A 25,226-nucleotide genomic window follows, 5' to 3' on the forward strand; every position below is an offset into this window, starting at 1 on the left:
AGGCTTCGCGCGTAACCACAAACAAGGGCATCGATATGGCTGATCTCGACGTCGGCGACGTTGCGCCGCAGTTCGACCTTCCCCGCGACGGCGGCGGATCGCTCAGCCTCGCGTCATTGCGGGGAAAGCCGGTCGTGCTTTACTTCTATCCGCAGGACGACACCACCGGCTGCACCAATGAGGCGATCGGCTTTTCGCAGTTGAAGCCAGAATTCGAAAAGCTCGGCGCTGTCGTGATCGGCCTGTCGCCGGACAGTGTCCGAAAACACGACAAATTCAAGTCGAAATACGATCTGACCGTCGACCTCGTCGCCGACGAGGAGCGCAAGGTGATCGAAGCCTATCATCTGTGGGTCGAGAAGCAGCTCTATGGCCGCCGCTATATGGGCGTCGAGCGCGCAACGTTCCTGATCGGCAGCGACGGACGGATCGCCCGGATCTGGCGAAACGTTCGCGTCAAAGGCCATGTCGAGGCGGTGCTGGAGGCCGTGCGCGCGCTTTGACGTCGATTTCGGGACGTCAATTTCGGCTGTGGCCTGAACCGTGTGAAGCACGGGCGCCGAAGCAATCCGGCTGCAACCCATGGGCTGCAAGCTGGGCGCCAGCAACCGACCGTTAACCTTAATGATGTGTAATCGGGCTTGTCGTTGGTGTCGTAACGAAAGCTTGGTCCTGTGAACGTAGCCAGTCAGTCAACGGTCTTTGGCAGGCGCAATGAGCCCCACACGGTCATTATCGCCCGGGGCAACGAGATCAGGCATTTCACCATACGGCCATGGCTTGCCGCATTTTGCGGCTCGGCGCTGGCGGCGATGGCGATAGGCTATCTGCTGGCGACCTCCTATCTCGTGCTGCGCGACGACCTGATCGGCGCGACCACGGCACGGCAGGCGCGCATGCAGCAGGCCTATGAGGACCGCATCTCCGCACTGCGCGCCCAGGTCGACCGGATCACCAGCCGTCAGCTGCTCGACCAGCAGCTCATGGAAACCAAAGTTGGCGAGTTGCTGGAACGACAGACCCAGCTCAGCCTGCGCCATGGCCGCCTCGGCCCACTCCTCGAACGCGCCGAGAGCGACGTCGGAACGCCGCCTGCCGCAGGCCCGGCTGCGTCCGCCATGCCGGATAGACGCGCCGAGGTGACCGACGCCCAGCCGCCGGCCTATGCGGTTGCCAGCGCCGGCGCCAACCTTGGCGCTGGTGACACCAGGCCGTTCTCGCTGTGGTCGACCCGCTCCGATCCGCTGCCGAGTGACACGGCGGCCGATCGTGCCGACAGGCTGTTCGTGTCGATCAACGCCGCGCTCAAGGCCATAGAGAGCCAGCAGCTCACCCGCATCGCCACGCTTGCCGACAACGCCTACAAAAACGCCGATGCGATTTCTCAGGCGCTCGACGCGGCGGGCCTGCCGGTCGACGGCGATTTCGGCAAGAGCGATGCCGGCGGTCCGCTGATACCACTCGACAGTTCGATGACGTTCGACAGCAAGGTAAGGGAACTCGACGAGGCGCTGGACGCGCTCGACCGGCTGAAGACGGAGGCGCGACGGCTGCCGCTCGCCAACCCCGCGCCCGGCCGCTCGGTCACCAGCCCGTTCGGCGTGCGCCCCGATCCGCTCCTCGGCACCGCCGCGCTGCATTCGGGGATGGATTTCAGGGCGCCGACCGGAATGCCTGCCAAGGTCACGGCGCCCGGCGTCGTCGTCAAGGCCGGCTGGAACGGCGGCTACGGCCGCATGGTCGAGGTCGACCATGGCAATGGCTTTGCGACGCGCTATGGGCATCTCAGCAAAATCGACGTGACCGTCGGCAAGCGGCTCAATGCCGGCGACGTCATCGGCAAGACCGGCAGCAGCGGCCGCTCGACCGGCCCACATCTGCATTACGAGATCCGCCACCATGGCGAGGCCATCGACCCGCTGCGCTTCCTGAGGGTCGGCAAGAAGGTCGCGCGGTATCTTTAGTGGCTGCAGGGGTGCATCTGGCACGTCGTAGGCTTTTCGGACGTCGGTGCAGGACCTTTTCGATGCTGGCGGGACAGCGCCCCCCTCTGTCCTGCCGGACATCTCCCCCCACAAGGGGGGAGATTGGCCGTCCCCTCGGCCTTCGCCAATTTTCAACATTCAAGAAAGGGCACTGTCGCCGAAGCTGCCAATCTCCCCCCTTGTGGGGGAGATGTCCGGCAGGACAGAGGGGGGCGCGAAGGAACGCCGGATTCTTTTTGAATTCCATTTGACTGAATAAATATTCGGTGCCACCCTCTTGTCTCCCAGGGATGCAAGACATGGCACTGCGGGGGACCAATCAGGAGTTTGGGCGGCCTTACAACAGGCGTATCGTCCTTGAGTCCATCCGCCTTCACGGTCCGATCGCCCGCGGCGACATTGCCAAGCGGGTCGGGCTCACCGTTCAAACGGTCTCGACCATCGTTCGCGAGCTGGAAGAACACGGCTACGTTCTGTCGATGCGCGAAGAGCCGCGAGGGCGCGGGCTGCCTCCGGCGACCCTGCGGATCAACCCGGAGGGCGGCTATGCCGTCGGCATCCACGTCACTCCGCTGGGTATCAATGCCGCGCTGATCAATTTGAGCGGCGACGTGATCGAGAGCGCCTACCGCGAGGCCCCCAACGCAACGCCCGACCATGCCTTCGATCTGATCGGCGCGATGGTGCTTGAATTGACCGGACTGCGGCCGGGCGGTCGCGTTCTCGGCATCGGCATGGCGCTGCCCGGCCCTTTCGGCGTGGAGTCGATGAGCTTTGTCGGCCCGACGACGATGACCGGCTGGAAGGACGTGGCGCTTCGGGAACGGCTGGAGGCCTCGACCGGGCTGCCCGCGTTTTTCGAGACCGATATGGCGGCCGCGGCAATGGGCGAGCGCCTCTATGGCCTCGGGATCGGGTATTCCGAATACTACTATCTTTATTTCGGTGTCGGTCTTGGCGGCGTCATGGTCCATGACGGAAGCGCGCTACGCGGCGCCTGGGGAAATGCCGGCGAAATCGGGCACATCCCTGTCGTGCCGGGCGGCGCGCCGTGCCCCTGCGGCAATCGCGGCTGCCTCGAACGATACCTCTCGCTCGAGGCGCTGCAGCGCCGGAACATCAGCGACGCCGATTGGGTTGACGAAGTCGGGCCGATCTTCCGCAACGCCATCACCATCGTCGAGAACCTGTTCGATCCCGAAACCATCATCCTCGGCGGACTGGCGTCCACCGATCTGCTTGAACGGCTGGCCGGTTCGGCTGCCAGGCTTGCCAACTCGATCTCGGCGCGAAGCGACCGCACGGCGCCGCGTGTCACCGTCGCACGCGGCGGCCAGCATGCGGTGCTGCGCGGGGCCGCCGCACTTGCCGTCTCAGGCGTGCTTTCGCCGCGCTTCGGCCAGATATTCACCGCCGAGCGCGAACGCGGGCGAGATATACTGCAAGGCAAGGGGATCGCGGCATGAGCGGAGCTCAGCCTGGCATGAGCGGAGCTCAGCCTGGCATGAGCCAACCCCTGCTGGTGCTCGACAATGTCACCAAGAATTTTGGCGCGATCGAAGCGCTCAAGGGCATCAGCTTCTCGATCGGCAAAGGCGAGGTGGTGGCGCTTCTGGGCGACAATGGCGCCGGCAAATCGACGCTGGTCAAGATCATCGCCGGCGGCCTGGAGCCGACCTCCGGCCGCATGCTGTTCGAGGGCAAGGAATTCCTCGCCAAATCTCCCGCCGAGGCCAAGGCGGCTGGGATCGAGACCGTCTACCAGGACCTCTCGCTTTGCACCAATGTCGACGTGGTGGCCAATTTCTTCATGGGCCGCGAGATCACCAGGAAATTCCTTGGCGTTCGCGTGCTCGACGAACCGGCCATGGAGCAGGTGGTCGAAAAGGCCTTGGCCAGCGCCGGCACCCGCATCCCTTCGCTCAGAACCAATGTCGAGCATCTCTCGGGCGGCCAGCGGCAGGCCATCGAACTCAATCGATTCGTGCATTTTGGCGGCAAGCTCGTGCTTCTCGACGAGCCGTTCGCAGCACTCGGTGTCGAGCAGACGCGGCGCGGCCTCGACATGATCCGCCAGGTGGCGAGGCAAGGCATCGGCGTCGTCATCATCACCCATATCATGCAGCAGGCCTTCCAGGTCGCCGACCGGATCGTGGTGATCCGGCAAGGCGTCGTGGCCGGCGATGTCGCGCGCAACAAGACAAGTCCCGACGCGGTGATCGACATGATCACCGGAGAGACGCTCGCCGGTGCCGGACCGGCAGGCTGAGGGACAAAATGAGGGGTCCGGCGCAAGAGGAGCGAACGACATGAAGAAAATACTTCTTTCCGTCTTCGGTATCCTGGCACTGGCCTTTGCCACGCTCACGCCGGCATTCGCCCAGTCCAAGGGCACCGTCTACTACCTGGTGCCGACATTGCTCGACGAATTCCAGACCGGCTCGGTGAGCGCTCTGGAGATGTTCCTGAAGCAGGTCGGCTACGAGATGAAGACGCTGAACGCCGACAACAAGACCGACGCTCAGCAATCGCAGATGAACGACGTCATTGCGCTCAAGCCGTCGGCGATCATTCTTGCCGCCGTCGATTTCAATGCGTTGAAGCCGTCGATCGAGGCCGCCCGCGCCGCCGGCATCCCGGTTGTCGAGTTCGATCGCCAGATCACCTCGACGCCATCCGATTTCACCTCGGTGGCGGGAACGGTCGAGATCGGCCAGATTGCCGCCGATCAGGCCGAGAAGCTTTTGAAGGCGAAGCATGGATCGGTGAAAGGCAAGATCCTCCAGGTGCTTGGCGATCCTGGCGACCCCTACACGCTCGACATCCAGAAGGGTTTCGAGGAGAAGATGAAGGCGTTCCCGGACGTCAAGATCATCTCGGTTCCGGCCATGCAATGGGCGGCGGATGCAGCCGGAACCATCGTCAACGACCAGATGCTCGCCAACCCGGATATCGACCTGATCTTCAGTCACGCCGCGCATCTCTCGGTCGCTGCCGTCGCCTCGCTCGAGGCCGCCGGCAAGAAACCGGGCGACGTCATGCTGATGAGCTCGAACGGCGCGCCGGTCGGCCTCGACCTGATCCGCAAGGGCTGGCTCAACGTCGAAGTCGAGCAGCCGCTCTACGCTCAGGCCGCCGCCGTCGCCATGTTCATGGACAAGGTCGTCAACAAGCAGGAGATCAAGCCGGGCGAGTACGATGTGCTCGGCCTGAAGTCGGCCGTGACGATTGAAGCCTGGGGACCGAACATCAAGATCCCCGGCGCTGCGATCACCAAGGAAAACGTCGACAACCCGGCCTTCTGGGGCAACATGAAGCCGCCCTCGGGCACCGTGAAGCCGGTCGAGTAGCAAAGTCGCCCAAGGCTCCGGGCCGCGCCGGCCCGGAGCTCAGCCGGCACGTTCGAACGACGCGCAAGTCAAGCTGCAGAAGTTTTTCAATCCGCGCGTGATCCCTAAAATCGAATTGGTTTCGGGGTCATGCGCCAGCCGGATCAGCATATGAATCCCCGCACGCGCCGCGCCCTCGAGTTCGTCCTCAACAACCTCGTCTGGTTCATGCTGGTCTTCGTGCTGGTGGTCTTCTCCATCTCCATTCCGAACTATTTCCAGCTCGGCATCTTCGCCAACATCATCGAGGCGTCGAGCGTGCTTGGCGTCATGTCGATCGGCCTGGCGCTGGTCATCATCACCGGTCACATGGACCTGTCGGTCGAATCCGTGGCGGCGCTCAGTGCCATGGCGGTCGGCATCCTGTTCTGCTCGGCAGGTATCGGCCTTGGCGTTCAATTGCACCCGGAATGGCTGATGGTTCCGGTTTCGCTGCTGATCGCCCTTGCTGTCGGCAGCATCATCGGCGCCGTCAACGGCTACCTGGTCGTCAAGGTGAAGATGAGTGCCTTCATCATCACGCTGGCGTCCTACATCTGGGTGCGCGGCCTCGTGCTGGTCATTTCCGGCGGCCGCTCGGCACAGGACCTTGCGCCAGCAATCCGCTGGTTCGGCATTCAGCGCCTGCTTGGCCTGCCGCTCACCGCCTGGATCGCGATTGCGTGTTTCGTGGTCTTCTCGCTGATCATGGCCAAGACCCCCTTCGGCAGGCACTTGGTCATGATCGGCGGCAACGAGACCGCAACCTTCCGCGCCGGCATCCGCGTCAACCGCAACCTCGTCATCGCCTTCGTTCTCGCCGGCGCCATCGCCGGCCTTGCCGGCTGGCTGCTGGCGATCCGCACCTCCGGCGCCACCGCCAACCTCGGCGTCGGCCTGCTGTTCAACGCCTTCGCCGCCGTCGTCATCGGCGGCGTCAGCCTTAAGGGTGGCGTCGGCACCCTGCCCGGCGTCTATGCCGGCGTGCTGTTGTTGTCGGCCATCAACACGGCGATCAACCTCATGGGCCTGCCGGCCAACTTCACCCAGGTGATCCATGGCCTGCTGGTGCTTGCCGCCGTGCTGCTCGACGCGTTCAAGCAAACCATCCGCCAAAGACTGGCATGAGAGGGGGGCTGGCATGACCGGGCGTCCACAGATCGGAAGACTTTCGGACAAGGTCGCGCTGATCGTCGGCGGCGCCCGCGGCATCGGCAAGGGCATCGCACAGCGCTTTGCCGAAGAAGGCGCCAAGCTGGTGCTGGCGGATACCGAGGTCGAAGCCGGGCAAGCGGCCGCGGACGAAGTCGGCGCTGCCTTCATCCGCACCGACATCTCGCAGATGGCCGATGCCGAGGCCGCCGTAGCACTGGCGCTCGACCATCACGGCCGTCTCGACATCATGGTCCAGAATGCCGGCATCTATCCCTGGCAATTGCTGGAAAACACCAGCCCGGAGGATTGGGACCGTGTCATGGCGGTCAATTTGCGCGGCAGCTTCAATGCCGCCCGGGCCGCGCTCGTTCCGATGAAGGCGCAGCACTTTGGCCGCATGCTGTTCACCTCCTCGATCACCGGCCCGCACGTCACCAGCCCCGGTCACGGCCACTATTCGGCGACCAAGGCCGGCATCAACGGCCTGATCCGTTCGGCCGCTCTCGAATTCTCGGGCTACGGCATCACCGTCAACGGCGTCGAGCCCGGCAACATCCTCACCGAAGCCATCCAGCTGCATCGCGGCGCCGCCTATATCAAGAACATGGAGGACTCCATCCCGCTCGGCCGCCTCGGCAGCCCGCGCGACGTGGCCAATGCCTTCCTGTTCCTGGCTTCGGACGACGCCAGCTACATCACCGGCACGACCATCATCGTCGATGGCGGGCAGCTGCTGCCCGAAGGCAAGGACTTCCGGCTGCTTCCGCCATGATCCGCGCCCGATAAACTCGATTCGCCGCCCAATACTTCAACATCGGTTTACCCGAAGCTGGTAACAGCAACGACGCTCGTTTTCATGATCAAGCAAAGGGTCTGCCTTGCCGCAGCGTTACAGCTCTCCTTTCGACCACCACCGGAGCGAGTGCAATTGTAGATTGCATAGCTGCGGGCAGTTGCCGTTCGCGGCGATGGCCAATGGGGAGCCGGGCCTTGCCATGGTCTGGAAACGCGGGGACTCCGGTGCCGGGAGCCGGGCTTGAGCGTCATTCGCGCCCTGGAAAGTGCCGATGTTCCGGCAGTCGCAGGCATGTTTCAACTTGTGCTGCGCAAGGAGCGGACCGAAGCGCCGTCCGCGCTCATCGACTATATGAGACGGTTTTATCTGGAGGCGCCGGGTTGCGGAGGCGATCTCCGGTCGCTTGTCCATGTCAACGACGCCGGCCGCGTCTCCGGGTTCGTCGGCGTTCACGTGTTGCCGATGCAATTCAACGGCCGGCAATTACGCGCCGCCATCTGCAGCTCGCTCATGGTCGAGGATCATGAGCGCGACCCGATGGCCGGCGCCCGCTTGTTGAAGGCTTATCTGGATGGTCCGCAGGATATCTCGTTCAGCGAGACCGCCAACGATATTTCCACAAAATTGTGGACCCGGTTGCGCGGCGTTGTCCTGCCGCAATACAGTCTCGACTGGGTGCGCGTGATGCGGCCGTCGAGCTTTGTGCTCAGCCTTTCCGCCAGTCGCATGAAATCTGTCCGAATGCTCAATCCGTTTGCGCATGCAATCGACCGGTTTTATTGCCGGCAAATGAAGTCCAGCGAACGACGCTGGTCCGGGGTGGCGGCGGACGGGGCAGGTCATGGCGCTTTTCGGACATCCCAAATCGACAGCGACGCATTTGCCAGGCTCGTCGAACCGTTGACCGCCCAGTTCGCCCTGCGCCCGAGTTGGGCGGAAGGCCAGCTTGATCATATGCTGACCGATGCGGCACAAAGGCCGGATCTGGGCGAGCTTGTCTACGTTTCCGTGGCATCGCCGGTCGGCACCAATGTCGGCGCATTCGCCTATCACGCGCAGGCGGGTGACATCGGCCGCGTGCTGCAGATCCTCGCCCTCCCCGGCCAAGCGGGTTCCGTCATCGACTGCCTGATCGATGATGCCGCCGTACGCGGCGTCAGCGGCCTGCGCGGACGCATTCAACCCGCACTTCTGGAAGCAATGCTTGGGCGACGCATCGCTTTCCTGACCGTTGCCTCGACCGTGGTGCATTCACGCGATCCAGAGCTTCTGGATGCCATGAAGAACTCGCAAGCTTTCCTGAACGGGCTTGCGGGCGAGCAGTGGAGCCGGCTGGGTCACTTCACCTGAAGCGTTCAGGCCTTTGCCTTCGCTCAGCTGTCAGGAGCTTGTTGACTATGCCAAAGTCGGTCACGAATGCCCTGCGATATGTTCGACAAGGCGAGGTGCTTCCTCGGCGATCGCCAGGATGATGCCTGACTTGCGTGTGGAGGCGAAGTCCAGCCCTGCGAAGTAAAGGCCCGGCAGGGCGGCCACGCCATCCGCGTGAACAGGCTGTCCCGCGCTGTCGAGCGCACCGGGAAGCCTCATCCAACTGAAATCGCCCTTAAAGCCCGTGCACCACACCACGCTCGTTACGCCGGAGCGGGAGAGATCGAGCGAACCGATCGTCGGGTTCGGCTGACGCATCGCGACCGTCTCCGCCGGGTCGGGCTCCGCAACCGGTGCATCGATCCCCATGCGGCTGATATAGTCGTCGACATGGCGTCTGACATTTTCGGAGGCTTCATCCGCAAAGCGGGCATTCGCTTCGAGATCGTCGGCAAACGAGAGGCTGCCGGCATCCTCGATGCCGGTGAGACGCCCAAGCAGCACGACACCCTGCGCGCTCAGCGCCTGAAGGCTTATCGTACGCGTCGACCCGAGCACGCCACGCGGCGGGATGCGTCCCGCAAGTCGAATGACCTCCTCCCGGCGCACGTCGAGAAACCCGCTTTCGAGCAGCCAGACCATGATGTCGCGGCCCCGGTAGCGCCGTGGAAGCCGTCCGACACGACTGGTCGCAAGGAAGACCGTTTGACCCGCGTCCGCCAATTCCTCCGCGATCTGGGCACCCGATTGGCCGCTTCCGACCACCAGCACCGCTCCATCGGGCAGATCGGCAGCGCTGCGGTAGCCGGAAGCGTCGATCTGGCGGAGAGCGGGCGACAACGCGGCGGCCCAGACCGGGCGCACCGGACAATTCAGGCTGCCGCTTGCGACGATCACATTGCGCGCCCAACGCGTGCCGTGTGAGGTGGTCAGCCGATAGGCGCCATTCTCGTGCGTGAGTTCGCTTACCGCAGTATCCGGTTCGATCGGCAGCGCGTTGCGCCCGGCGAAATCCTCAAGGAGAGTGACGAACTGATCGCGCGTCAGGGCACCATCCGGATCCGGACCGTCATAGCAATCGCCCGGCATGACGGTCTGCACGTTGGGAGTATTCATCCGAAATAAGTCCCATCGCTGTGTGCGCCAGGTCTCTCCTATGCGGCCCCGCTCCAATACGCTGTGGCGCAGCCCCCGTCGCGCCAGCCAATAGCTGACACCCAGGCCGGCCCAGCCGGCCCCGATGACGACAGCATCGAGAACATCGCCGCCATCGGTCATTTGCTGCGGTGATCTCATAATCGCCCCCCGGCAATCTCGCCGCGCAGCATTAAGCCTTGTCCACGGCAACTAGTCCAGCACCGCCGATTTCCGTCCGGCTGGCCGAGCGCATTCAAGACGGACAGGCGGAACATCGGTCACCCTGAAGCGCTCGCCGTGGCCAGGTTGGAGAAGCAGGTCAGGTATCGACTTCCTCGACCTCATCAACGAGTTGCGGGCGCAGGTGCAGGTAGCGCGTTGCCTTGCGTTTGGCGGCGATGTCGGCCCAGACGCGTTCCACCTGCGAGGCGTCCAGTCCTGCCGCCTGCCCCACCACTTCGGCAGCCACGCCGTTGTTGAGGCCGCAAAGGCAAAGATCCATGCGGTCATAGGGAAGCGAGAAGTAGAACTCCTCCTGCGTCTGCGCCAGCGAGTAGGTATCGGTGGTCGGCGGCCGATTGCGGATTTCCTCGGGGACGCCGAGATAGGCCGCCAGCGCATAGACCTGCGTTTTGTAGAGGTGGGCGATCGGCTTGACGTCCGCCGCGCCGTCACCGTTCTTGACGAAGAAGCCCTGATCGTATTCCAGCCGGTTGGGCGTTCCGAGAACGGCGAAGTTCAGCCGGTCGGCATGAAAATATTCGATCTGCTTGCGGGTGCGCTGCTTCATGTTGGTGGCGGCGACGATGCCGAGATAGACCGGCAGCGGCATTCTCAGTTTGGTCTGCTTGCCCCCGGGGTCCTGCACCACCAGCGACGAAATATTGTAGCCCTCATGCTCGAGGGCGTTCGCAATCACGATCTTCGAGGCCCAGCCTTCGCCGTAGTCCGGGACCAATTCGCGGATGAAAGCGTCGCGGCGCTGATAGCAGCCCATGGCGCGCAGGATCGGCCCGATATCCTCCACAATAGAATCGACACCGAAAGTGCCGGCGACAAGCCGGCCGAGCCGCAGACTTTCCGGATCGGAATCGTTTTCCGGCATGAAGAGGCACAGTACATTCTGTGGCCCGACGGCTCGCGCCGCCAACGCCACCGAAACGCTGGAATCGATCCCGCCGGAAAGACCGAGCACCAGGCCGCGCTTGCGAATGCCGCGCAACTGCTGGCGCAAGGCGGTCACGATCCTGTCCGTTTCGGCGCCGGGGTCGATCGCCAGGGCCTGCGCCAGAATGGTCGGCGCGTCATCGCCGGGGCGAACGCTCATTGCGCGGCCTCCATCATCTCCGACGCAAGCCGGCGGCTGACCTTGCCCGTATCCGTCTTCGGCAATTCCAGGCGGAACTCTATGATTTTGGGCACCATGAAATCCTCGAGATGACGGGCGCAGTGGCGCATGACATCCTTTTCGCTGAGCTTCGGGTCCGAGCGTATGACGAGCGCGCCTATCGCATGCCCGAGCAGCGGATCCGGCACGCCGACGACAACGGCCTCGGCGATGCCCGGATGGCCGTGAAGCACGGCTTCCACTTCCTTCGGCGCCACCTTCTCTCCCCGCGTCTTTATGATGTCGTCCTTGCGGCCGACGAAATAGAGAAAGCCGTCCTCATCGGTCCTGAACAGGTCACCGGTGTAGAGGACCTTCTCCCAAGGGTTCGGGCCCGGTCGCAGCGCTCGTTCCGTCGCAGCTTCGTTTCGCCAATAACCCTGCATGACGTGCGGTCCGCGAATGACCAGCTCACCCGCCACACCTGGCGGCACGCTCTGCCCGTTGTCGTCGACGACAAAGGCTTCGGTGTTCGGAATGGCTATGCCGACCGAACCCGGCCGGTGGTCGAGCTCCTCGGGCGGCAGATAGGTGCAGCGCTTGCATTCCGTCTGGCCATACATCGAATACAGCCTGACACCGGGAAAAAGGCAGCGCAGACGTTCGATATGGGCCGGCGGCAAGGCCGCCGCCGTGTTGGAAATATAGCTGACGCTGGGCAGGAAGCCCGGTTCCAGGTCACGCATCTGCAGGATCATCGCTGCCATCGTCGGCACCAGCGGAAGACCGGTGACGCCCTCCTCGCGGATACGCTCAAAGATCGCTTGAGGAAAGGCGAAGGATTTTTCGAGCACGAGCGTGGCGCCGAGCCTGACGGCCATCAGCAATTGATAGAGGCCGTAGTCGAAGGCAAGAGGAAGGACATTCAGAATGATGTCGTCGGACGTGTTGCGCAGATAGGTGGTGATGGAGTCCGCCGCCGCGTCGCAATTGCGGTGCGTCATCATCACGCCCTTGGGCCGGCCGGTTGAGCCCGACGTGTAGATCAGCATCGCCAGATCGACGTCGATGCCGCGGTGGTCGATCTCCCCGGCTTCGAGCGTCAGGCAGTCCGTCAGGGATGCAGCCCCCACCGGGCATTGGCCATCGGCGCCGACGGTCGAAGCCACGAAGATGCCGGTGTTGCCGCCGCAGGCCTCGGCGACCACGGGCATCAGTTTTGCCTGGGTGAGGATCGCGGCAGCGTCGCAATCGGCAAGGATGTAGGCAAGCTTGTCGGCCTTGGTCGATGGGTTGACCGGGATGAAGGTCGCCCCTGCCTTGAGGACGGCGTAAATCGAAACCGCGATCTCCCAGCAATTGTCCATGAAAACGACGACCCGGTCGTTGCGCCTGACGCCGTTCGCGAAAAGCGCAGCGGCAAGGCGGCTCGAGAGATCGTCCAGTTCTTCGTAGCTCAGCCTTTTATGCCCGGTGATCAATGCCGTCTTGGCAGGTTGGGCAGCGGCATTCGCGGCCAGAAAATGTTCGATCCGCACGGAACGCTCCTCGCCGATCGGGCCTAGACTGCCGGCGCTTTCGCCTTGATGAAGGACGAAATACGCTCAATCGAATCCAGGTTGGCCGGCACGATGTCGGTATCGACCATCGCAATACCGAAGGTATCCTCGATGAACGCCACGAGTTCGACCACGGCGGTCGAGTCGATGATGTCGTTCTCGATCAGCGAGGCTGTATCTGCAAGTTCGTAAGACGTGTCGCCGAACAAGAAATTGTCGACGATGAAGGCTCTGACCTTGTCCTTGATTGTTATCATCATCTTTTCCCTTCCCTGGATTCCTCAAGCTGCTCTTGCTGCACTGGCTTCTTGGCCGGTGAAATTCTTCTGCCACAGCTGCGTCGACAGGATGCCGACGAAGGCAGCGTTGTCGCGGAATCCCGACGCTGGCTGCGTGCGGCATTTCTCATGAAGGCTGGCCACCGCCTTGGCGTTGAACAGTCCGCCGGCAGCGATGTTCGCTTCGCTTAAGCAATCACGCACATAGTCCAGTTCCCCGGCTCCAACGAAGGAGCGGGCTTCCGGCGCCCGGTAGGGCTGCTTGGCACGCTCCCCGATCGCGCCGGGAAGCAGATGCCCCGCCGCTTTGCGCAATATGTGCTTTTCGACCAGTCCCTTCAGCTTCATTTCAGGCGGAAGTCTTGCGGCAAATTCCACCAGGCGATGGTCGAGATAGGGAAACCGTCCTTCGATCCCATGCGCCATGGCCATCCGATCGCCTTGGCTGGACAGGATATAGCCCGGCAGCAGGAAGCGGCTTTCGAGATATTGCGCCTGATGCAGCGGGTGCCATAGCGAAAAAGCCTGGGGCAACCAGCTGACCAGTTCCTCGGCCGCATCATAGCCCTTCAACGTCGCGCGCAGGTCACCGGAAAAGAAAATCTTCGCCGCCGCCGTGGTCTTGAAGCGCGGCCGATGCGAGAACAGCGGATCGTCGAGCGCAGCGTTGCCGGCGCCGAAGAACGCCGCTAAATACTCCACGGACTGCTGCTGCAGACCCGGCAGATAGGGATAAAGCCTGCGGAACAGCTGTGGCCTGATGCGCGATGCCGGCTGCCGTGCGCAGAACCGACGCACACGCGCTTCCCTAAAAATATCGTAGCCGGCAAAAACCTCGTCGGCGCCCTCGCCGGTCAGCACCACTTTCAGGCCAGCCTCGCGAACGAGGCCGGACAACTGGTAGAGCGGGGCTGGGGCGGTGCGGATGATCGGCCGCTCGGCAAAGCGGATGACTTCGGGGAAGACGCCGGCGATATCGCCGGCCTGGCAGGCAATGGTTCGGTGCCGGGAGCCAATTGCTGACGCCATCTCGATCTGGAAAGCGCTTTCGTCGTGCTCGGCGCTGTCGAACGTCACCGAAAATGTCTGCAGCTGGAGAGGAGTCATGCCGGCGGCAAGCGCCGAGACCAGGGATGAATCGAGCCCGCCCGAAAGATAAGAACCGACCGGCACGTCGGCGCGCATGCGAAGCCTCACCGCATCGCTCAAAAGCGCCTGCAGTTCCTCGGCCGCATCGTCCTCGTTGGTGAGCTTCGGCGGCGCGTCCCGATGCGGATAGTCGAGGTGCCAATATCGCTTGACCGTGACTTGCCCCGGTGTCGCGATCATCACGCTTGCCGGCTCCAGTTCGTGGATGTTGCGGAAAGCCGTGCGGGGAGCAATCGGCGCCCACAGTGTAAAGATCTGGTCGAGTGCGATCGGATCGATCTCGGCCGAGACGCCGGGAACCTTCAGCAGCGCCTTGATCTCCGACGCGAAGTACAGCACGCCGTCCCTGTTCGTGTAGAACAGCGGCCGGACACCCATCCGGTCTCGGGCAAGCACCATGCGCCGACGCCTGTTATCCCATATCGCGAAGGCGAAATCGCCGTTCAGAAGCGACAGGCAGTCTTCGCCCATCTCGTCATACAGGTGCAGGATGACCTCGGTGTCGCTCGACGTACGGAAGCGCCGGCCCTTGGCGATCAGCCCTTCGCGCAGTTCCAAATAGTTGAAAATCTCGCCGTTGAACGCAATCGTCAAATTGCCTGACACGTCCGACATCGGCTGCTGGCCATCACCGATCCCGATCACCGACAGCCGCGCATGGCCGAGCCCGGCGTCGGCTGCCACAAACTTCCCTTGCTCATCCGGCCCGCGATGGGCGATCGCAGCGATCATCCGCGCAAGCAAAGCTTCCGCATCCCGGATCGACCCGAAATAGCCCCCGAATCCGCACATTGGTTTGACTCATATATCGGTGAGGTAGGAGACATAAGCTTGAATGGTTTCCACAAGCGTTAACCGGATTATTTCGGCCGACACATGGTTAATAATAGCTTAAGCAGCAATCATACTTTCTAAGGAAATGCAACTCTTGGTCGTCCACTTCGTGTGCCAATTAACCTACTCCTAGACATAAGAAAATTAAGGAGTACAAATAGCACAATAGTTTGAGTTCCTATTTTCCTCTGGCGCGCAATAAGAACGTGCCAGTGGGAAGTTGCCGTTAGCTTTCAGTGCTTGCTTTCATGGAGAATAAATAGAGAGGTTAGCTCGAGGAGGGTGTTATGACAGCGCGTCTCTTTAGGTGCACGATCAAAAATTCCGGCCAAGCCCCCATCAGGTGGGTAAAGGATCATCTTGATCACGGTGAGTGGGCTGAGGGAAGCCTTCCTTCCCAGGCAGCTGGACTTATCAACCCCGGCCAATCAGGCCACTATCAAGCGGAGTCCGGGGGCGACATTCCCATTCTGAGCAGCATCATGACGGGCACAGAAGGATGGGTCGCCTTCCGAACCACGAACACAAGCGGAACCAGTGAGTTCTTCAAAATCTCACACTTCCTGCCCTATTGGTCACCGCGTAGGGGTGCGAGTGTCGAGACAATGCGTTTTGATCCGACCATCGCCCCTGGGTCCGGAGAGTTCGACACGCGGGACACGACCCCGGCCACGATCTCGGTTAAGCGGACCAACTTCTTCTCGCCACACGACGAGCTAGCGGAAGCGCAGAGCCTTCCATGGCTGGTATTCTGGTCCGTCGGACAGATCTTCACTCAGCCTTACGGTGACTTTCACTGGCATTTGAACATCGAGGTGACGAATACCGCTCCGGCTGCCTCCACAACGATTCCATTTTCTTCTACGCCGCCGTCAAACATCGATTCACAGTCGTTCCGTTTCTCCAGCCCAGAGATGTGGCGTGGCGTGTGGGACAGCGACGACAGGCGAGTGACCGCTGTTATATCGGTGTTGCCGAACAAGTTGTTGAAGGTCAGGATCGTAGAGAGGAGTCCCGACGGCACGGAGCAAACGATCGAAGCGACCGATTTACCCATATCTAGGACGAAGTCTTTTGAGATCGCCAGCCTATTTGATCCCATTCCGTTCCTGCGGGATCACGCTGAGGTGCTGAGCCAGCTTCCCCGAATGGTGCAGGTGGAACGACAGGGTGGAAACGAGTTTGAATTGCTTGATATCATCACACGTGAGCATCCTCTGCACAGCGTTGCAGTCGAGGCGGTGCAGCGGGAATTCGAGATCGGTAGCTTCGGGCTAAGGCCCCGGGAGTTGGGTGGTGATTACCTGAGCTTGCCCAACGATGCCGTGCTGGAAATCGAAGAAGTCACGGCCGATGGAACCGTGATCGGCTATGGTCTGAGATATGTCCGTCCTGGTTTCGTGCCGGTTCTAGTGTTCGACTCGATCGACACACAGTTGCACCGCCGAATGGTTCTCAACTAGGCCCAAAGACCAAGCCTGATGTGAGACGTAAACGGTATGTGGCGAAACGCATCGTCGTGGCGGCAAGGGCTTCCGTCAGGTCCGCCGCCCCGGCATCCCATCGTACCGGTGACTAGGAACGGACATCACCGTTGCCAGTGACGCCGCTCTGCAAGCCTTCTTTGAGCTTGTCCAGGAAGACCCGCATGCGTGGAATGCCCTCACGGTCGAGGTATCCCGCGACCGCATGAAATGGCGGCGGTCGCAGCCCCGGCAACGAAGTGCCGCCACCGGTCCCATGCAGTATTCCGCTCGTTTCAGCGAGGCCTGCCACTGGTGGAATGCCTTCGCCTGCGCCTCTTCGTAAGCTCTTTCAGCCCGCCAGCCCATGCCTGAATCCCCATCATCCCCCGATGCAGGATCAGGACTTGCGGGTTGCCAGTCAAGTACGCTGGACCAGCGCTACCTTTTCAAGGCTTGTATCGGTGGCGGTTTCGGTGGCGGTTGCTGAGGTCACCGAGATCTGGAAGCTGGTAACTGTGCGGATTTCCTTAAGAAATTTGGTGGGCGATGACGGGCTCGAACCGCCGACATCTTCGGTGTAAACGAAGCGCTCTACCAACTGAGCTAATCGCCCGCTCCGGGGCGGACCTTTAAGCAGTTAGGACGGGGTTCGCAAGGCCAAATGAGCGCACGACGGCCTCGCCGCTGGTGGTTTTCGGCGGCAAAATCCGGCTCGTCAAAAAACCTTCTGCTGTTTGCTGTTATGCTGTCGCGCTCCGCTTGACACCCGGTGGCTTACGCCTTATCCACCGCCCCAACGACGAACACGGCTGACCGTGCTCGTCTTGCGCGGGTGTAGCTCAGTTGGTTAGAGTGCCGGCCTGTCACGCCGGAGGTCGCGGGTTCGAGCCCCGTCACTCGCGCCATTTTCAATCACTTAGCTGATTGGAAATGTAAAAAACTCTGAATGCCGGACCGGCAATTCAGATATTCGGGTCGACCTTGGCGCCCGATAAATTTCAGCGCTTGGCCTGATTTTCAGAAACCTGTTCGATCTGGCCCATCACCGCTTGCGGATCGCCGTTCTGAGCTAGTGTTCCTATTTTTGCCGCGGGTCTTCCAGGCCGATGCCGATCTGACGGAAACGGCCCGACCGACGTTCGACGACGGCTTCGGCGAGCGAGCGGGCGGCGTTGCGGACCTCTTCCTGGATTGTCTCGTCGGCATCGAGTTCCTCATGGCTTGTAGCGTACGGCTTCCAGTAGCCGATGTAGCGGTCGAGCTCGGCGCTTGGGCCGGCCGGCGACAACTTCATGAAGCGCAGCCAGTCGGCGATGGAATGCCGCACATTCTCCGCACCTTCGACATCGCCGTGCACGATCACAGAAAACAGCCTTCCTGCCAGATGACGCGGATAGTCCCACCCGGCCAGTTCTACCTCCTTTGCCTTTGCCGCATCCTTTCCTTGTGTCAGCGAGGGGTCCGGATTGCCGCCGTCCGCGCAGACAAGCCTGTCCATCATCAGTTTGACAGGCGAAGAAACCTGATACCAATTCACCGGCGAGATGATCATGATGCCGTGGGCGGCGACCCACATCGGGTAGATTTCGTTCATCCAGTCCTGAACTTGCCCAAGCGAATGGTTGGGATAGCAGGAACAGGGCCAATGGCAGAGCGGAGCGGCCGTCGAAAAGCACGCCTTGCACGGATGGATGTTCCTCCCGTATTCGGAAGCAAGCCGCGACAGATCGAGAATTTCGACCGCAAGTCTCGTTTCCTTGTCGATGGTCTCACGGGCGATTTCGGCGAGCCGGAAACTCTTCGACATCTCGCCGGGACAGGTGTGGTCGCTGCGCGACGACCCGTTGATGATCAACAGACGCGGCGGCGCCGTTAGGTCCTCGTACCGACGCTGCGCCTGTAGCACCGCCTCGTGCGCCGCAATCCAATCGACGGACAGATCGTAGTCGGGGTCGCTGAACCCAAGACCGGCTTTCCTCGTGATCGGGCTCTTGCGGGAATCCGCGTAAGCCTGCCAGGCGATCGAAGCGATTTGCTCAATCGACTGGGCGAACGGTTCGAACGCTGGATCGACGAATTGCTGCTTGTACCTCGCCTTGAAGGCTTTCTCACTCAGTCTGGGACTAGCCATGCCCTTGCGAGGCGCCGGGGTTTTCCCGACAAATTTGGCAACGAGACCAGCCATTTCCGAATTCCTTTCCCGAATTCTTGTCCAGGAACGCGCAAGATCTTGCAGTGATTTATTCACCCGTTCCGTCAGCGCCTCCGTGGAAGAAGGATCGAATTTCCTCCCTGTCGATGCTGTCATCGGCGTCCTCGTCGACGGCGCTGAATATCCGCTCGACAAAATCCTGAACCTCGGTTTGAGACAGCGCCCCATCGCCGTTGGCGTCGACTATGGCGAACATCATTCGCATCCGTGCGCCATGCATCATCCCGCCTCCCATATGGCGCCGGTCATGCCTTCGGAAATCGCGATGCCAACGGTCGTCACCTCGCTGCTCTGCTCGCGGGCGGCGATGCTGCATTCTCTCCTCCAGCATCTCAGTCATCATCTCGCGCATCGTTTGGCGCATGGAGTCTTCGGTTGGCCCGCCTGGCGACGGCTGTGAACCTTGTGCAGGTGCGGCGGGCGCAGGCGAGCTCGTCTGGGGTAGCGCCGGCGAAGCCAGCATAGCCAACGCCGCGGCAATTGCTGTGGTCTTGCTTGCTGATGTCATCGTGTTCTCCTTGGAGAATGGGTGGACCGAACGTGTCGGCATCTAAGCCAAACCCGCTGCTCCCCGCATGGTTCCTAGCGCGTTGCAACGCTGGTGATTGGTGAAAACGGCGATAACGGCCAATCTCCCCCCTTGAGGGGGAGATCAGCAGCTTAGCCGCAGCATTCTTCGGCTGTTTCGACTTTTTGTATCCGGTGCGCCACAAGCCGGCCATATGGGTTTGAGCATTGGATTTTCCCGAACCCGGTTCCCATTTTCGGGTCCGATGCTCTAACGGAGAAGAAGCCTTGGATGCCCTGAAATCGCTCATCGAATCGCGCCGCTTCGACCTCGCGATCATGGTCCTGATCCTGATCAACGCCGTCACGCTCGGCCTCGAAACCTCGCCCGACGCGATTGCTGCCTTTGGCCCGCTTCTGACGGCTATCGACCGCGCCATCCTCAGCGTCTTCGTGCTCGAACTCGCGATCCGGCTGGTCGTCTACAGGACGCATTTCTTCCGCGATCCATGGCGCATCTTCGACCTCTTCGTCGTCGGTTTCGCGCTCATCCCCACGACCGGCTCTCTCTCGGTGCTGCGGGCGCTGCGCATCCTGCGGGTGCTGCGCCTGATCAGCATCGTTCCGTCGCTGCGCCGTGTCGTCACCGGCTTCATCACCGCCTTGCCCGGCATGGGCTCGATCATGCTGCTGCTCGGGCTGGTGTTCTACGTCTTTGCGGTGATGGCGACGAAGCTCTACGGCTCGTCCTTTCCCGAACTGTTCGGCGGCATACCAGAATCGCTGTTCACGCTTTTCCAGGTCATGACCCTCGAGGGCTGGTCGGACGGCGTGGTGCGCCCGGTCATGGTGGTCTATCCGGCGGCCTGGCTGTTCTTCATCCCGTTCATCATCGCGACCTCGTTCACCGTGCTCAATCTGTTCATCGGCGTGATCGTTTCGGCGATGGAGGCCGAGCATGAAGCCGTGGAATCGGCCGACAGGGCGACGCTGCATAGCGATCAGGCCATGATCCTGGCGGAGTTGCAGGCGCTGCGGGCGGAGGTCCGCGAATTGTCCGGCGTTCGCGGCTAGATCGCCTCCGCGAGAAACATTCCGGTCCGTCGGCGGCTTGTGACGGTGTGGTGCGGTGAAAGAGCCCGCCGCTCCATTTGCGAAGCGGCGGGGGTCCCCCAATCACCCCCCGATTGTCAGGTCAAAATTGCCCCCCGGCATTGCTGACCGTGCAATTGCGGCGCCAGACCCAGTGATCCATTACGGGACACCTGTGCCAAAGACGCAAGCCAGGTTTGCCGATTCATATTAACTGTGCCTAATATGTCACCGTGGTCGGAACGGACTGATGTCACGACGGTGCAGAACCTTTGATGGCGCAGCGAGGCGCCCCCTCTGTCCTGCCGGACATCTCCCCCTCAAGGGGGGAGATCAGCTTCGGCCTTGGCGAGCAGCGCCTCGACCTCTTGCAGCGTCGGCATCGACGGCGCCGTGCCCCGCCGCGTCACCGAGATGCCAGCAACGGCGCAGGCGAAGCGGACCGCCTGCAGCGGGTCCACGCCTCTCGCAAGTGCTGCGGCCAGGCCGCCATTGAAGGCGTCGCCGGCGCCGGTGGTCTCGACCACGGAACCGGCTTTGATCGCGCCAACATGGTCGGAGCGGCTGGCCGTGTGCAGCAGCGCGCCCTGTTCGCCGAGCGTCACGATAACCGCGCCGGCGCCTTTTCCAAGCAAACGATCGGCGGCGCGGCGGGCGTCGTCGATGGACGAAACCTTGATGCCGGTCAGTTCCTCGGCCTCGGTCTCGTTGGGCGTGACATAGTCGCAGAGCGTGTAGATGCGGTCAGGAAGCTTTGCTGCCGGCGCCGGGTTGAGGATGGTCGTCACCCCTGCCCCGCGTGCGATCTCCAGAGCCCGCATCGCCGCCTGGATCGGCTGCTCGAGCTGCGTGACGAAGACGCCGGCCGAGCGGATCAGGCCGGCGTTAGCCTCGATGTCGTCTGGCGAAATCAGCATCGCCGCACCCGGGCTGACGATGATGGCGTTGTTGCCGCTCGTCTCCTCGACGAAGATATAGGCCGCACCCGTATAACTCTCCGGCGTGTCGATGACGGCGCTCTTCACCCCGGCCTGCGTCCAGGTCTGCCTGGCCATATCGGCAAAGGGATCGACGCCAAGGCGCGTCAGAAAGGTGATGTCGGCGCCGAGACGGCCGGCTGCAACCGCCTGGTTGGAGCCCTTGCCGCCCGGGCCGAGGGTGAAGGATGTACCGAGGATCGTCTCGCCCATGCGCGGTTGGCGGGCGGCGCGGTAGGCAGTGTCGGCGACGAAGACGCCCAGTATGACGACAGGCTTGACGACCGCAGGCTTGCCTGGCATCCCGCTACTCCGCGTCCGGCGCCACGACGCCCTTGCGGAAGGCAAAACAGCCATAGAAGCGGCGCTCGCCGGTCTGGATGACGCAATAGGCCTTTTTGGCACGTTCGTAGAAGGCGTAGCGCTCGACCGAAATCATCGGCCAGGCCTTGCCCTCCGCAGCATCGATCTCGTCTTGCACTTCCTGCTGCACGGCGGGAATTTCGTCCGGCTTGCCGACGATCTCCATGCGAGCCGCGGCATCGTCGACGAAAGTGTCCAGCGGATAAAGCGACAGCACCGCCTTGACCACGTCAGCCGCCGGCGCATCGATGCGCAGCAGCCGGCCGAGCACGGTCTGGCGGGCGACCGAATCGGAGGGGAAGTTGGTGTCGGCGATGATCAGATCGTCGCCATGGCCCATCGCCCGCAACGCCTGGAGCACGTCGGCGTTGAGCAGCGGATTGATCCCTTTGAGCATAGTTCCCTCCCGAACGGGCTTTTTGATGCGAAGCTGGCGCATGATCCCGAAACGTTGTCGGTTTTCGGACAAGATCATGCGCAATTCAAAGTGTTTTAGAGACGATTGCCGGTCTCTGCGTCGAAGAGATGGACCTGGTCGAGCCGCGGTTTCAGATGCAGCGTGTCGCCCGGCTTGAAGTCGTGGCGCTCACGGAACAGCGCCACCATCTCGCCCTCGCCGAAACGCAGAAACACCAGCGTTTCGGAACCGGTCGGCTCGACGACGGAAATCTTCGCCGGCACGCCGTCGGGGTGGATTTCGAGATGCTCGGGCCGGACGCCGTAGACGATATTGCGCCCGTCCTCCACCTTGCTGCTTGCAGCCATCGGGAACGGCGTCCCGGCGATCTCGACGATGGGCTTGTCGCCCTTGCGCACCACGCCCTTGAGCAGGTTCATCGACGGCGAGCCGATGAAGCCTGCGACGAACAGATTGGCCGGCCGGTCGAACAGTTCCAGCGGCGCGCCGATCTGCTCGATGCGGCCGTCGCGCATCACGACGATCTTGTCGGCCATGGTCATGGCCTCGATCTGGTCGTGCGTGACATAGATGGTGGTGGTCTTCAGCCGCTGGTGCAGTTCCTTGATCTCGGTGCGCATCTGGACGCGCAGCTTGGCGTCGAGGTTAGACAGCGGCTCGTCGAACAAAAACACCTGCGGGTTGCGCACGATGGCGCGACCCATGGCGACGCGCTGGCGCTGGCCGCCGGAGAGCTGGCGCGGATAGCGCTTGAGATAGGGGTTGAGATCGAGGATATCGGCGGCGCGCTTGACCCGCTCGGCGACATCGGCCGGATCGGTCTTCCGCAGCTTCAGCGCAAAGGCCATGTTCTGCTCGACCGTCTTGTGCGGATAGAGCGCGTAATTCTGGAACACCATGGCGATGTCGCGTTTGGCCGGCGGCAGATGGTTGACGACACGGTCGCCGATGGCGATCGTGCCGCCGGAAACGGTCTCCAGCCCCGCCACCATCCTGAGCAGCGTGGACTTGCCGCACCCCGAAGGGCCGACCAGCACCACGAACTGCCCGTCGGCGATGTGGACGCTGACACCGTGCAGGACCTTGACGGTTCCGAACGCCTTGGCCACATTGCTGATCGCGACTTGAGCCATCGGCCCCCCTTTCGTTGCGGTGAAGCTAAACAAGGCAAACGGCGAGGGCAAGCCAGTCTTTTATAGATAAAAAACTCTGTTCGCGTTTGACACGGCACCTGGTTGTGAGAATAGTGAAAGGGCTCGGGTTTTGACCCTGTTCCGGGCGCGCCGGCACGCTGGTCGGACCACGGAAGGCGAAGCGTTGCGGAGGAAAACTTGGGCCGCTATTTCTGGGAGCCGCTGTTGTTGGGGAACATTTCCAGCGCTCCAAACACCCGAACAATCACCACAGAGATTCAAGCACATAAGATTCTGGGAGGAACGAAATGAAAGTCAGCCTTTACAACCAATTCATGCGGGCGGGTGCCACTCGCCGCGATGTCCTCAAGGGCGCGGCCAGCATGGCCGCGATCGCAGCGGCATCCGGCGCCGGGCTTGGCGCGCTGACGCGCCCGGCTTCCGCGGCAAGCGAATTGCGCGCGCAGATCCTGCAGATCCCCGGTGTCGGCAAGGGCCAGCCGACCGATGCCGACTTCCAGCAGGTCGGCGAGCTTTGCCTGGAGGCGACCAAGGCCAGCGTCAAGGAAGGCGAATTCGCCGGCGTCCAGCTCACCTTCATGGGGCTCAACAACCAGAACCTGCACAATGTGCTGTTTCGCGGCTTCCTGAAGCCGTGGGAGACCTATACCGGCGCCAAGATCAACTGGATCGACCTGGCGCAGGCGGACTACAACGCTCGCCTGCAGCAGTCGATCGCCACCGGCACCGTCGATTTCGACATCATCGAGATGGGCGCGCCGTTCGAAGGCGACGTCTGCGGCAAGGGCCTGACCTCCGAAATGCCGGACTGGGTCAAGGACCAGATCGACATGAAGGACGTCGTGGCCTATCTGCAGCCACCGGTCGGCACCTGGGACGGCAAGCAGTACCGCGTGACCGTCGACGGCGACGCGCACAATTTCAACTACCGCACCGACGTGTTTGCCGATGCCGACCTCGCCAAGGCGTGGAAGGACGGCGGCGGTGGCGGTGAATGGGGCGTGCCGAAGACCTGGCAGCAGGTGCAGGCGGTGACAAAATTCCTCAAGGGCAAGCAGTTCCAGGGCCAGGATGTTTTTGGCTATCTCGACGCGCCCAAGGCCTGGGGTGGCTTCGGCTTCTATTTCCTCGGCAGCCGCGCCAGCGCCTATGCCAAGCATCCCGACGACAAGGCCTGGCTGTTCGACGCCGATACGATGAAGCCGCGCATCAACAATCCAGCCTGGGTGCGGGCGATCCAGGACGTGATCGACGCGCTGCCGTCCGAGCCTGCCGATCAGATCAACGCCGACCCGAACACCACGGCCTTCCAGCAGTTCCTGGCCGGCACCGGTTCGATGGTCACCTGGTGGGGCGACGTCGGCTCCAACGTCAAGACCAACGACAGTTCTGTCGTCGGCGACGTCACCGGCTTCTCGATCCTGCCCGGCTCGGACGACGTCTACAATTCCAAGACCGGCCAGTGGGACAAACTCGCCAGCGGCCCGAACCATGCGCCGAACTGCGCCTATCTCGGCTGGGGCGTCTACGTCATGGCTCGTGTCGATTCGGATGAAAAGAAGAAGAAGGCGGCATGGTCGGCCGCGGCCCATCTCGGCGGCAAGGACCTGTCGCTCTGGTGCGCGGCGTATCCGTCCGGCTTCCAGCCTTACCGCAACTCGCATTTCGACGTTCCGGAATGGGTGGCGGCCGGTTACGACGAGGCCTTCATCACCTCATATCTGAAGTCGGAGGCCGACAGTTACAACCATCCGAACGCCGCGATCGAGCCGCGTATCCCCGGCATCTTCCAATATTACAGCGCCGCCGAGGACATCCTGGCCAATACATTTGCCGGCAAGATGACGGCACAGGAAGGCGCCGACGCCATTGCAGCCGCCTGGGAGAAGCTGACCGACCAGATCGGCCGTGAAAACCAGATCAAGCTCTACAAGGCCTCGCTCGGCATGTAGGTTGAGATTTTAGGAACCGCGGGGGGGGGGGGCCAAACCCCCCGCCCCCACCATTAACCCGCCGCCCGGGCAATCACCCAAAACCCCCCCCCCGGGCAAAAAACAATAAACGCCCGCCCGGGAAAA

General features: G+C 62.2%; 21 protein-coding genes and 2 tRNA genes. 12 read left to right on the forward strand and 11 right to left on the reverse strand.

Going from position 1 to position 25,226, the window contains the following annotated elements:
• Window positions 1–35 precede the first annotated feature (35 nt).
• The 8 genes from AC0L2C_RS13815 to AC0L2C_RS13850 all read left to right on the forward strand — a co-directional run bounded on the left by AC0L2C_RS13815 (window position 36) and on the right by AC0L2C_RS13850 (window position 8,654).
• Window positions 36–503, forward strand: coding sequence for a peroxiredoxin (locus AC0L2C_RS13815; RefSeq protein WP_287171936.1), 468 nt, complete (start codon window positions 36–38; stop codon window positions 501–503).
• A gap of 171 nt (window positions 504–674) precedes the next feature.
• On the forward strand, window positions 675–1,964 hold the full coding sequence (locus AC0L2C_RS13820) for a M23 family metallopeptidase (protein WP_473523582.1): 1,290 nt from the start codon (window positions 675–677) through the stop codon (window positions 1,962–1,964).
• 320 nt (window positions 1,965–2,284) lie between these two features.
• Window positions 2,285–3,451 (forward strand): ROK family transcriptional regulator, encoded by a 1,167-nt coding sequence (locus AC0L2C_RS13825; RefSeq protein WP_287237471.1) that lies wholly within the window; start codon window positions 2,285–2,287, stop codon window positions 3,449–3,451.
• Between the two features lie 38 nt (window positions 3,452–3,489).
• Window positions 3,490–4,254, forward strand: a complete 765-nt coding sequence (locus AC0L2C_RS13830; RefSeq protein WP_287237469.1) for an ATP-binding cassette domain-containing protein — start codon at window positions 3,490–3,492, stop codon at window positions 4,252–4,254.
• A gap of 40 nt (window positions 4,255–4,294) precedes the next feature.
• Window positions 4,295–5,335: a sugar ABC transporter substrate-binding protein gene (locus AC0L2C_RS13835; protein ID WP_023798316.1), complete on the forward strand. Its 1,041-nt coding sequence runs from the start codon at window positions 4,295–4,297 to the stop codon at window positions 5,333–5,335.
• Window positions 5,336–5,485: 150 nt separating this feature from the next.
• Entirely contained in the window at window positions 5,486–6,481 is a 996-nt protein-coding gene (locus AC0L2C_RS13840; RefSeq protein ID WP_287237467.1) for an ABC transporter permease, read from the forward strand.
• A gap of 13 nt (window positions 6,482–6,494) precedes the next feature.
• Complete coding sequence (locus AC0L2C_RS13845; RefSeq protein ID WP_031254617.1) at window positions 6,495–7,280, forward strand: SDR family oxidoreductase; 786 nt, start codon at window positions 6,495–6,497, stop codon at window positions 7,278–7,280.
• Window positions 7,281–7,544: 264 nt separating this feature from the next.
• A complete protein-coding gene (locus AC0L2C_RS13850; RefSeq protein ID WP_473523583.1) occupies window positions 7,545–8,654 on the forward strand; it encodes a hypothetical protein in 1,110 nt (369 codons plus the stop codon).
• A 60-nt stretch (window positions 8,655–8,714) separates the two neighbouring features.
• On the opposite strand, the gene AC0L2C_RS13855 is transcribed toward AC0L2C_RS13850, so the two are convergent.
• The 5 genes from AC0L2C_RS13855 to asnB form a co-directional block, all read right to left on the reverse strand.
• Complete coding sequence (locus AC0L2C_RS13855) at window positions 8,715–9,971, reverse strand: flavin-containing monooxygenase (RefSeq protein ID WP_287237462.1); 1,257 nt, start codon at window positions 9,969–9,971, stop codon at window positions 8,715–8,717.
• 160 nt (window positions 9,972–10,131) lie between these two features.
• Window positions 10,132–11,139 carry an NAD(+) synthase gene (nadE, locus tag AC0L2C_RS13860; protein WP_287237461.1) on the reverse strand — a complete coding sequence of 336 codons (1,008 nt, stop codon included), beginning with the start codon at window positions 11,137–11,139 and terminating at the stop codon, window positions 10,132–10,134.
• Window positions 11,136–12,677: a class I adenylate-forming enzyme family protein gene (locus AC0L2C_RS13865; protein ID WP_287363264.1), complete on the reverse strand. Its 1,542-nt coding sequence runs from the start codon at window positions 12,675–12,677 to the stop codon at window positions 11,136–11,138. Before AC0L2C_RS13865 ends, nadE begins: the two co-directional genes overlap by 4 nt.
• A gap of 23 nt (window positions 12,678–12,700) precedes the next feature.
• The gene (locus AC0L2C_RS13870) at window positions 12,701–12,958 is read right to left on the reverse strand and encodes an acyl carrier protein (RefSeq protein WP_128246668.1); all 258 of its coding nucleotides are present in this window, start codon (window positions 12,956–12,958) and stop codon (window positions 12,701–12,703) included.
• 21 nt (window positions 12,959–12,979) lie between these two features.
• Window positions 12,980–14,917: an asparagine synthase (glutamine-hydrolyzing) gene (gene asnB / locus AC0L2C_RS13875; protein WP_473523584.1), complete on the reverse strand. Its 1,938-nt coding sequence runs from the start codon at window positions 14,915–14,917 to the stop codon at window positions 12,980–12,982.
• A gap of 329 nt (window positions 14,918–15,246) precedes the next feature.
• Here asnB and AC0L2C_RS13880 point away from each other — a divergent pair, with 329 nt between their 5' ends.
• Complete coding sequence (locus AC0L2C_RS13880) at window positions 15,247–16,422, forward strand: hypothetical protein (RefSeq protein WP_473523585.1); 1,176 nt, start codon at window positions 15,247–15,249, stop codon at window positions 16,420–16,422.
• Between the two features lie 540 nt (window positions 16,423–16,962).
• On the opposite strand, the gene AC0L2C_RS13885 is transcribed toward AC0L2C_RS13880, so the two are convergent.
• Window positions 16,963–17,038: transfer RNA gene (locus AC0L2C_RS13885), tRNA-Val, on the reverse strand.
• A gap of 215 nt (window positions 17,039–17,253) precedes the next feature.
• On the opposite strand from AC0L2C_RS13885, the gene AC0L2C_RS13890 reads away from it, so the two are divergent.
• Window positions 17,254–17,330, forward strand: a tRNA-Asp gene (locus AC0L2C_RS13890).
• 173 nt (window positions 17,331–17,503) lie between these two features.
• On the opposite strand, the gene AC0L2C_RS13895 is transcribed toward AC0L2C_RS13890, so the two are convergent.
• The gene (locus AC0L2C_RS13895) at window positions 17,504–18,610 is read right to left on the reverse strand and encodes a flavodoxin family protein (protein WP_287237453.1); all 1,107 of its coding nucleotides are present in this window, start codon (window positions 18,608–18,610) and stop codon (window positions 17,504–17,506) included.
• A 55-nt stretch (window positions 18,611–18,665) separates the two neighbouring features.
• Complete coding sequence (locus AC0L2C_RS13900) at window positions 18,666–19,145, reverse strand: EF-hand domain-containing protein (protein WP_287237451.1); 480 nt, start codon at window positions 19,143–19,145, stop codon at window positions 18,666–18,668.
• Between the two features lie 287 nt (window positions 19,146–19,432).
• Between AC0L2C_RS13900 and AC0L2C_RS13905 the strand changes: the two genes are divergently transcribed.
• Window positions 19,433–20,218, forward strand: coding sequence for an ion transporter (locus tag AC0L2C_RS13905; RefSeq protein ID WP_128170035.1), 786 nt, complete (start codon window positions 19,433–19,435; stop codon window positions 20,216–20,218).
• Between the two features lie 338 nt (window positions 20,219–20,556).
• On the opposite strand, the gene rbsK is transcribed toward AC0L2C_RS13905, so the two are convergent.
• The 3 genes from rbsK to AC0L2C_RS13920 all read right to left on the reverse strand — a co-directional run bounded on the left by rbsK (window position 20,557) and on the right by AC0L2C_RS13920 (window position 23,127).
• The gene (rbsK, locus tag AC0L2C_RS13910) at window positions 20,557–21,516 is read right to left on the reverse strand and encodes a ribokinase (protein WP_287237450.1); all 960 of its coding nucleotides are present in this window, start codon (window positions 21,514–21,516) and stop codon (window positions 20,557–20,559) included.
• A 4-nt stretch (window positions 21,517–21,520) separates the two neighbouring features.
• Window positions 21,521–21,973, reverse strand: coding sequence for an RbsD/FucU family protein (locus tag AC0L2C_RS13915; protein ID WP_473523586.1), 453 nt, complete (start codon window positions 21,971–21,973; stop codon window positions 21,521–21,523).
• Between the two features lie 95 nt (window positions 21,974–22,068).
• Window positions 22,069–23,127, reverse strand: a complete 1,059-nt coding sequence (locus tag AC0L2C_RS13920) for an ABC transporter ATP-binding protein (protein ID WP_287237448.1) — start codon at window positions 23,125–23,127, stop codon at window positions 22,069–22,071.
• A 308-nt stretch (window positions 23,128–23,435) separates the two neighbouring features.
• On the opposite strand from AC0L2C_RS13920, the gene AC0L2C_RS13925 reads away from it, so the two are divergent.
• The gene (locus AC0L2C_RS13925; protein ID WP_258117678.1) at window positions 23,436–25,100 is read left to right on the forward strand and encodes an ABC transporter substrate-binding protein; all 1,665 of its coding nucleotides are present in this window, start codon (window positions 23,436–23,438) and stop codon (window positions 25,098–25,100) included.
• The last annotated feature ends 126 nt before the right edge of the window (window positions 25,101–25,226 follow it).

Source organism: Mesorhizobium sp. WSM4845 (assembly GCF_055811455.1).

Excerpts from the sequence above, each read along its gene's own strand:
- AC0L2C_RS13900 (WP_287237451.1), bottom strand. The coding sequence starts at position 19,145 with ATGACATCAGCAAGCAAGACCACAGCAATTGCCGCGGCGTTGGCTATG.
- AC0L2C_RS13915 (WP_473523586.1), bottom strand. The coding sequence starts at position 21,973 with ATGCTCAAAGGGATCAATCCGCTGCTCAACGCCGACGTGCTCCAGGCG.
- nadE (WP_287237461.1), bottom strand. The coding sequence starts at position 11,139 with ATGAGCGTTCGCCCCGGCGATGACGCGCCGACCATTCTGGCGCAGGCC.
- asnB (WP_473523584.1), bottom strand. The coding sequence starts at position 14,917 with ATGTGCGGATTCGGGGGCTATTTCGGGTCGATCCGGGATGCGGAAGCT.
- AC0L2C_RS13925 (WP_258117678.1), top strand. The coding sequence starts at position 23,436 with ATGAAAGTCAGCCTTTACAACCAATTCATGCGGGCGGGTGCCACTCGC.
- AC0L2C_RS13830 (WP_287237469.1), top strand. The coding sequence starts at position 3,490 with ATGAGCCAACCCCTGCTGGTGCTCGACAATGTCACCAAGAATTTTGGC.
- AC0L2C_RS13835 (WP_023798316.1), top strand. The coding sequence starts at position 4,295 with ATGAAGAAAATACTTCTTTCCGTCTTCGGTATCCTGGCACTGGCCTTT.
- AC0L2C_RS13880 (WP_473523585.1), top strand. The coding sequence starts at position 15,247 with ATGACAGCGCGTCTCTTTAGGTGCACGATCAAAAATTCCGGCCAAGCC.
- rbsK (WP_287237450.1), bottom strand. The coding sequence starts at position 21,516 with ATGCCAGGCAAGCCTGCGGTCGTCAAGCCTGTCGTCATACTGGGCGTC.
- AC0L2C_RS13840 (WP_287237467.1), top strand. The coding sequence starts at position 5,486 with ATGAATCCCCGCACGCGCCGCGCCCTCGAGTTCGTCCTCAACAACCTC.
- AC0L2C_RS13815 (WP_287171936.1), top strand. The coding sequence starts at position 36 with ATGGCTGATCTCGACGTCGGCGACGTTGCGCCGCAGTTCGACCTTCCC.
- AC0L2C_RS13845 (WP_031254617.1), top strand. The coding sequence starts at position 6,495 with ATGACCGGGCGTCCACAGATCGGAAGACTTTCGGACAAGGTCGCGCTG.
- AC0L2C_RS13855 (WP_287237462.1), bottom strand. The coding sequence starts at position 9,971 with ATGAGATCACCGCAGCAAATGACCGATGGCGGCGATGTTCTCGATGCT.
- AC0L2C_RS13895 (WP_287237453.1), bottom strand. The coding sequence starts at position 18,610 with ATGGCTGGTCTCGTTGCCAAATTTGTCGGGAAAACCCCGGCGCCTCGC.
- AC0L2C_RS13920 (WP_287237448.1), bottom strand. The coding sequence starts at position 23,127 with ATGGCTCAAGTCGCGATCAGCAATGTGGCCAAGGCGTTCGGAACCGTC.
- AC0L2C_RS13825 (WP_287237471.1), top strand. The coding sequence starts at position 2,285 with ATGGCACTGCGGGGGACCAATCAGGAGTTTGGGCGGCCTTACAACAGG.
- AC0L2C_RS13870 (WP_128246668.1), bottom strand. The coding sequence starts at position 12,958 with ATGATGATAACAATCAAGGACAAGGTCAGAGCCTTCATCGTCGACAAT.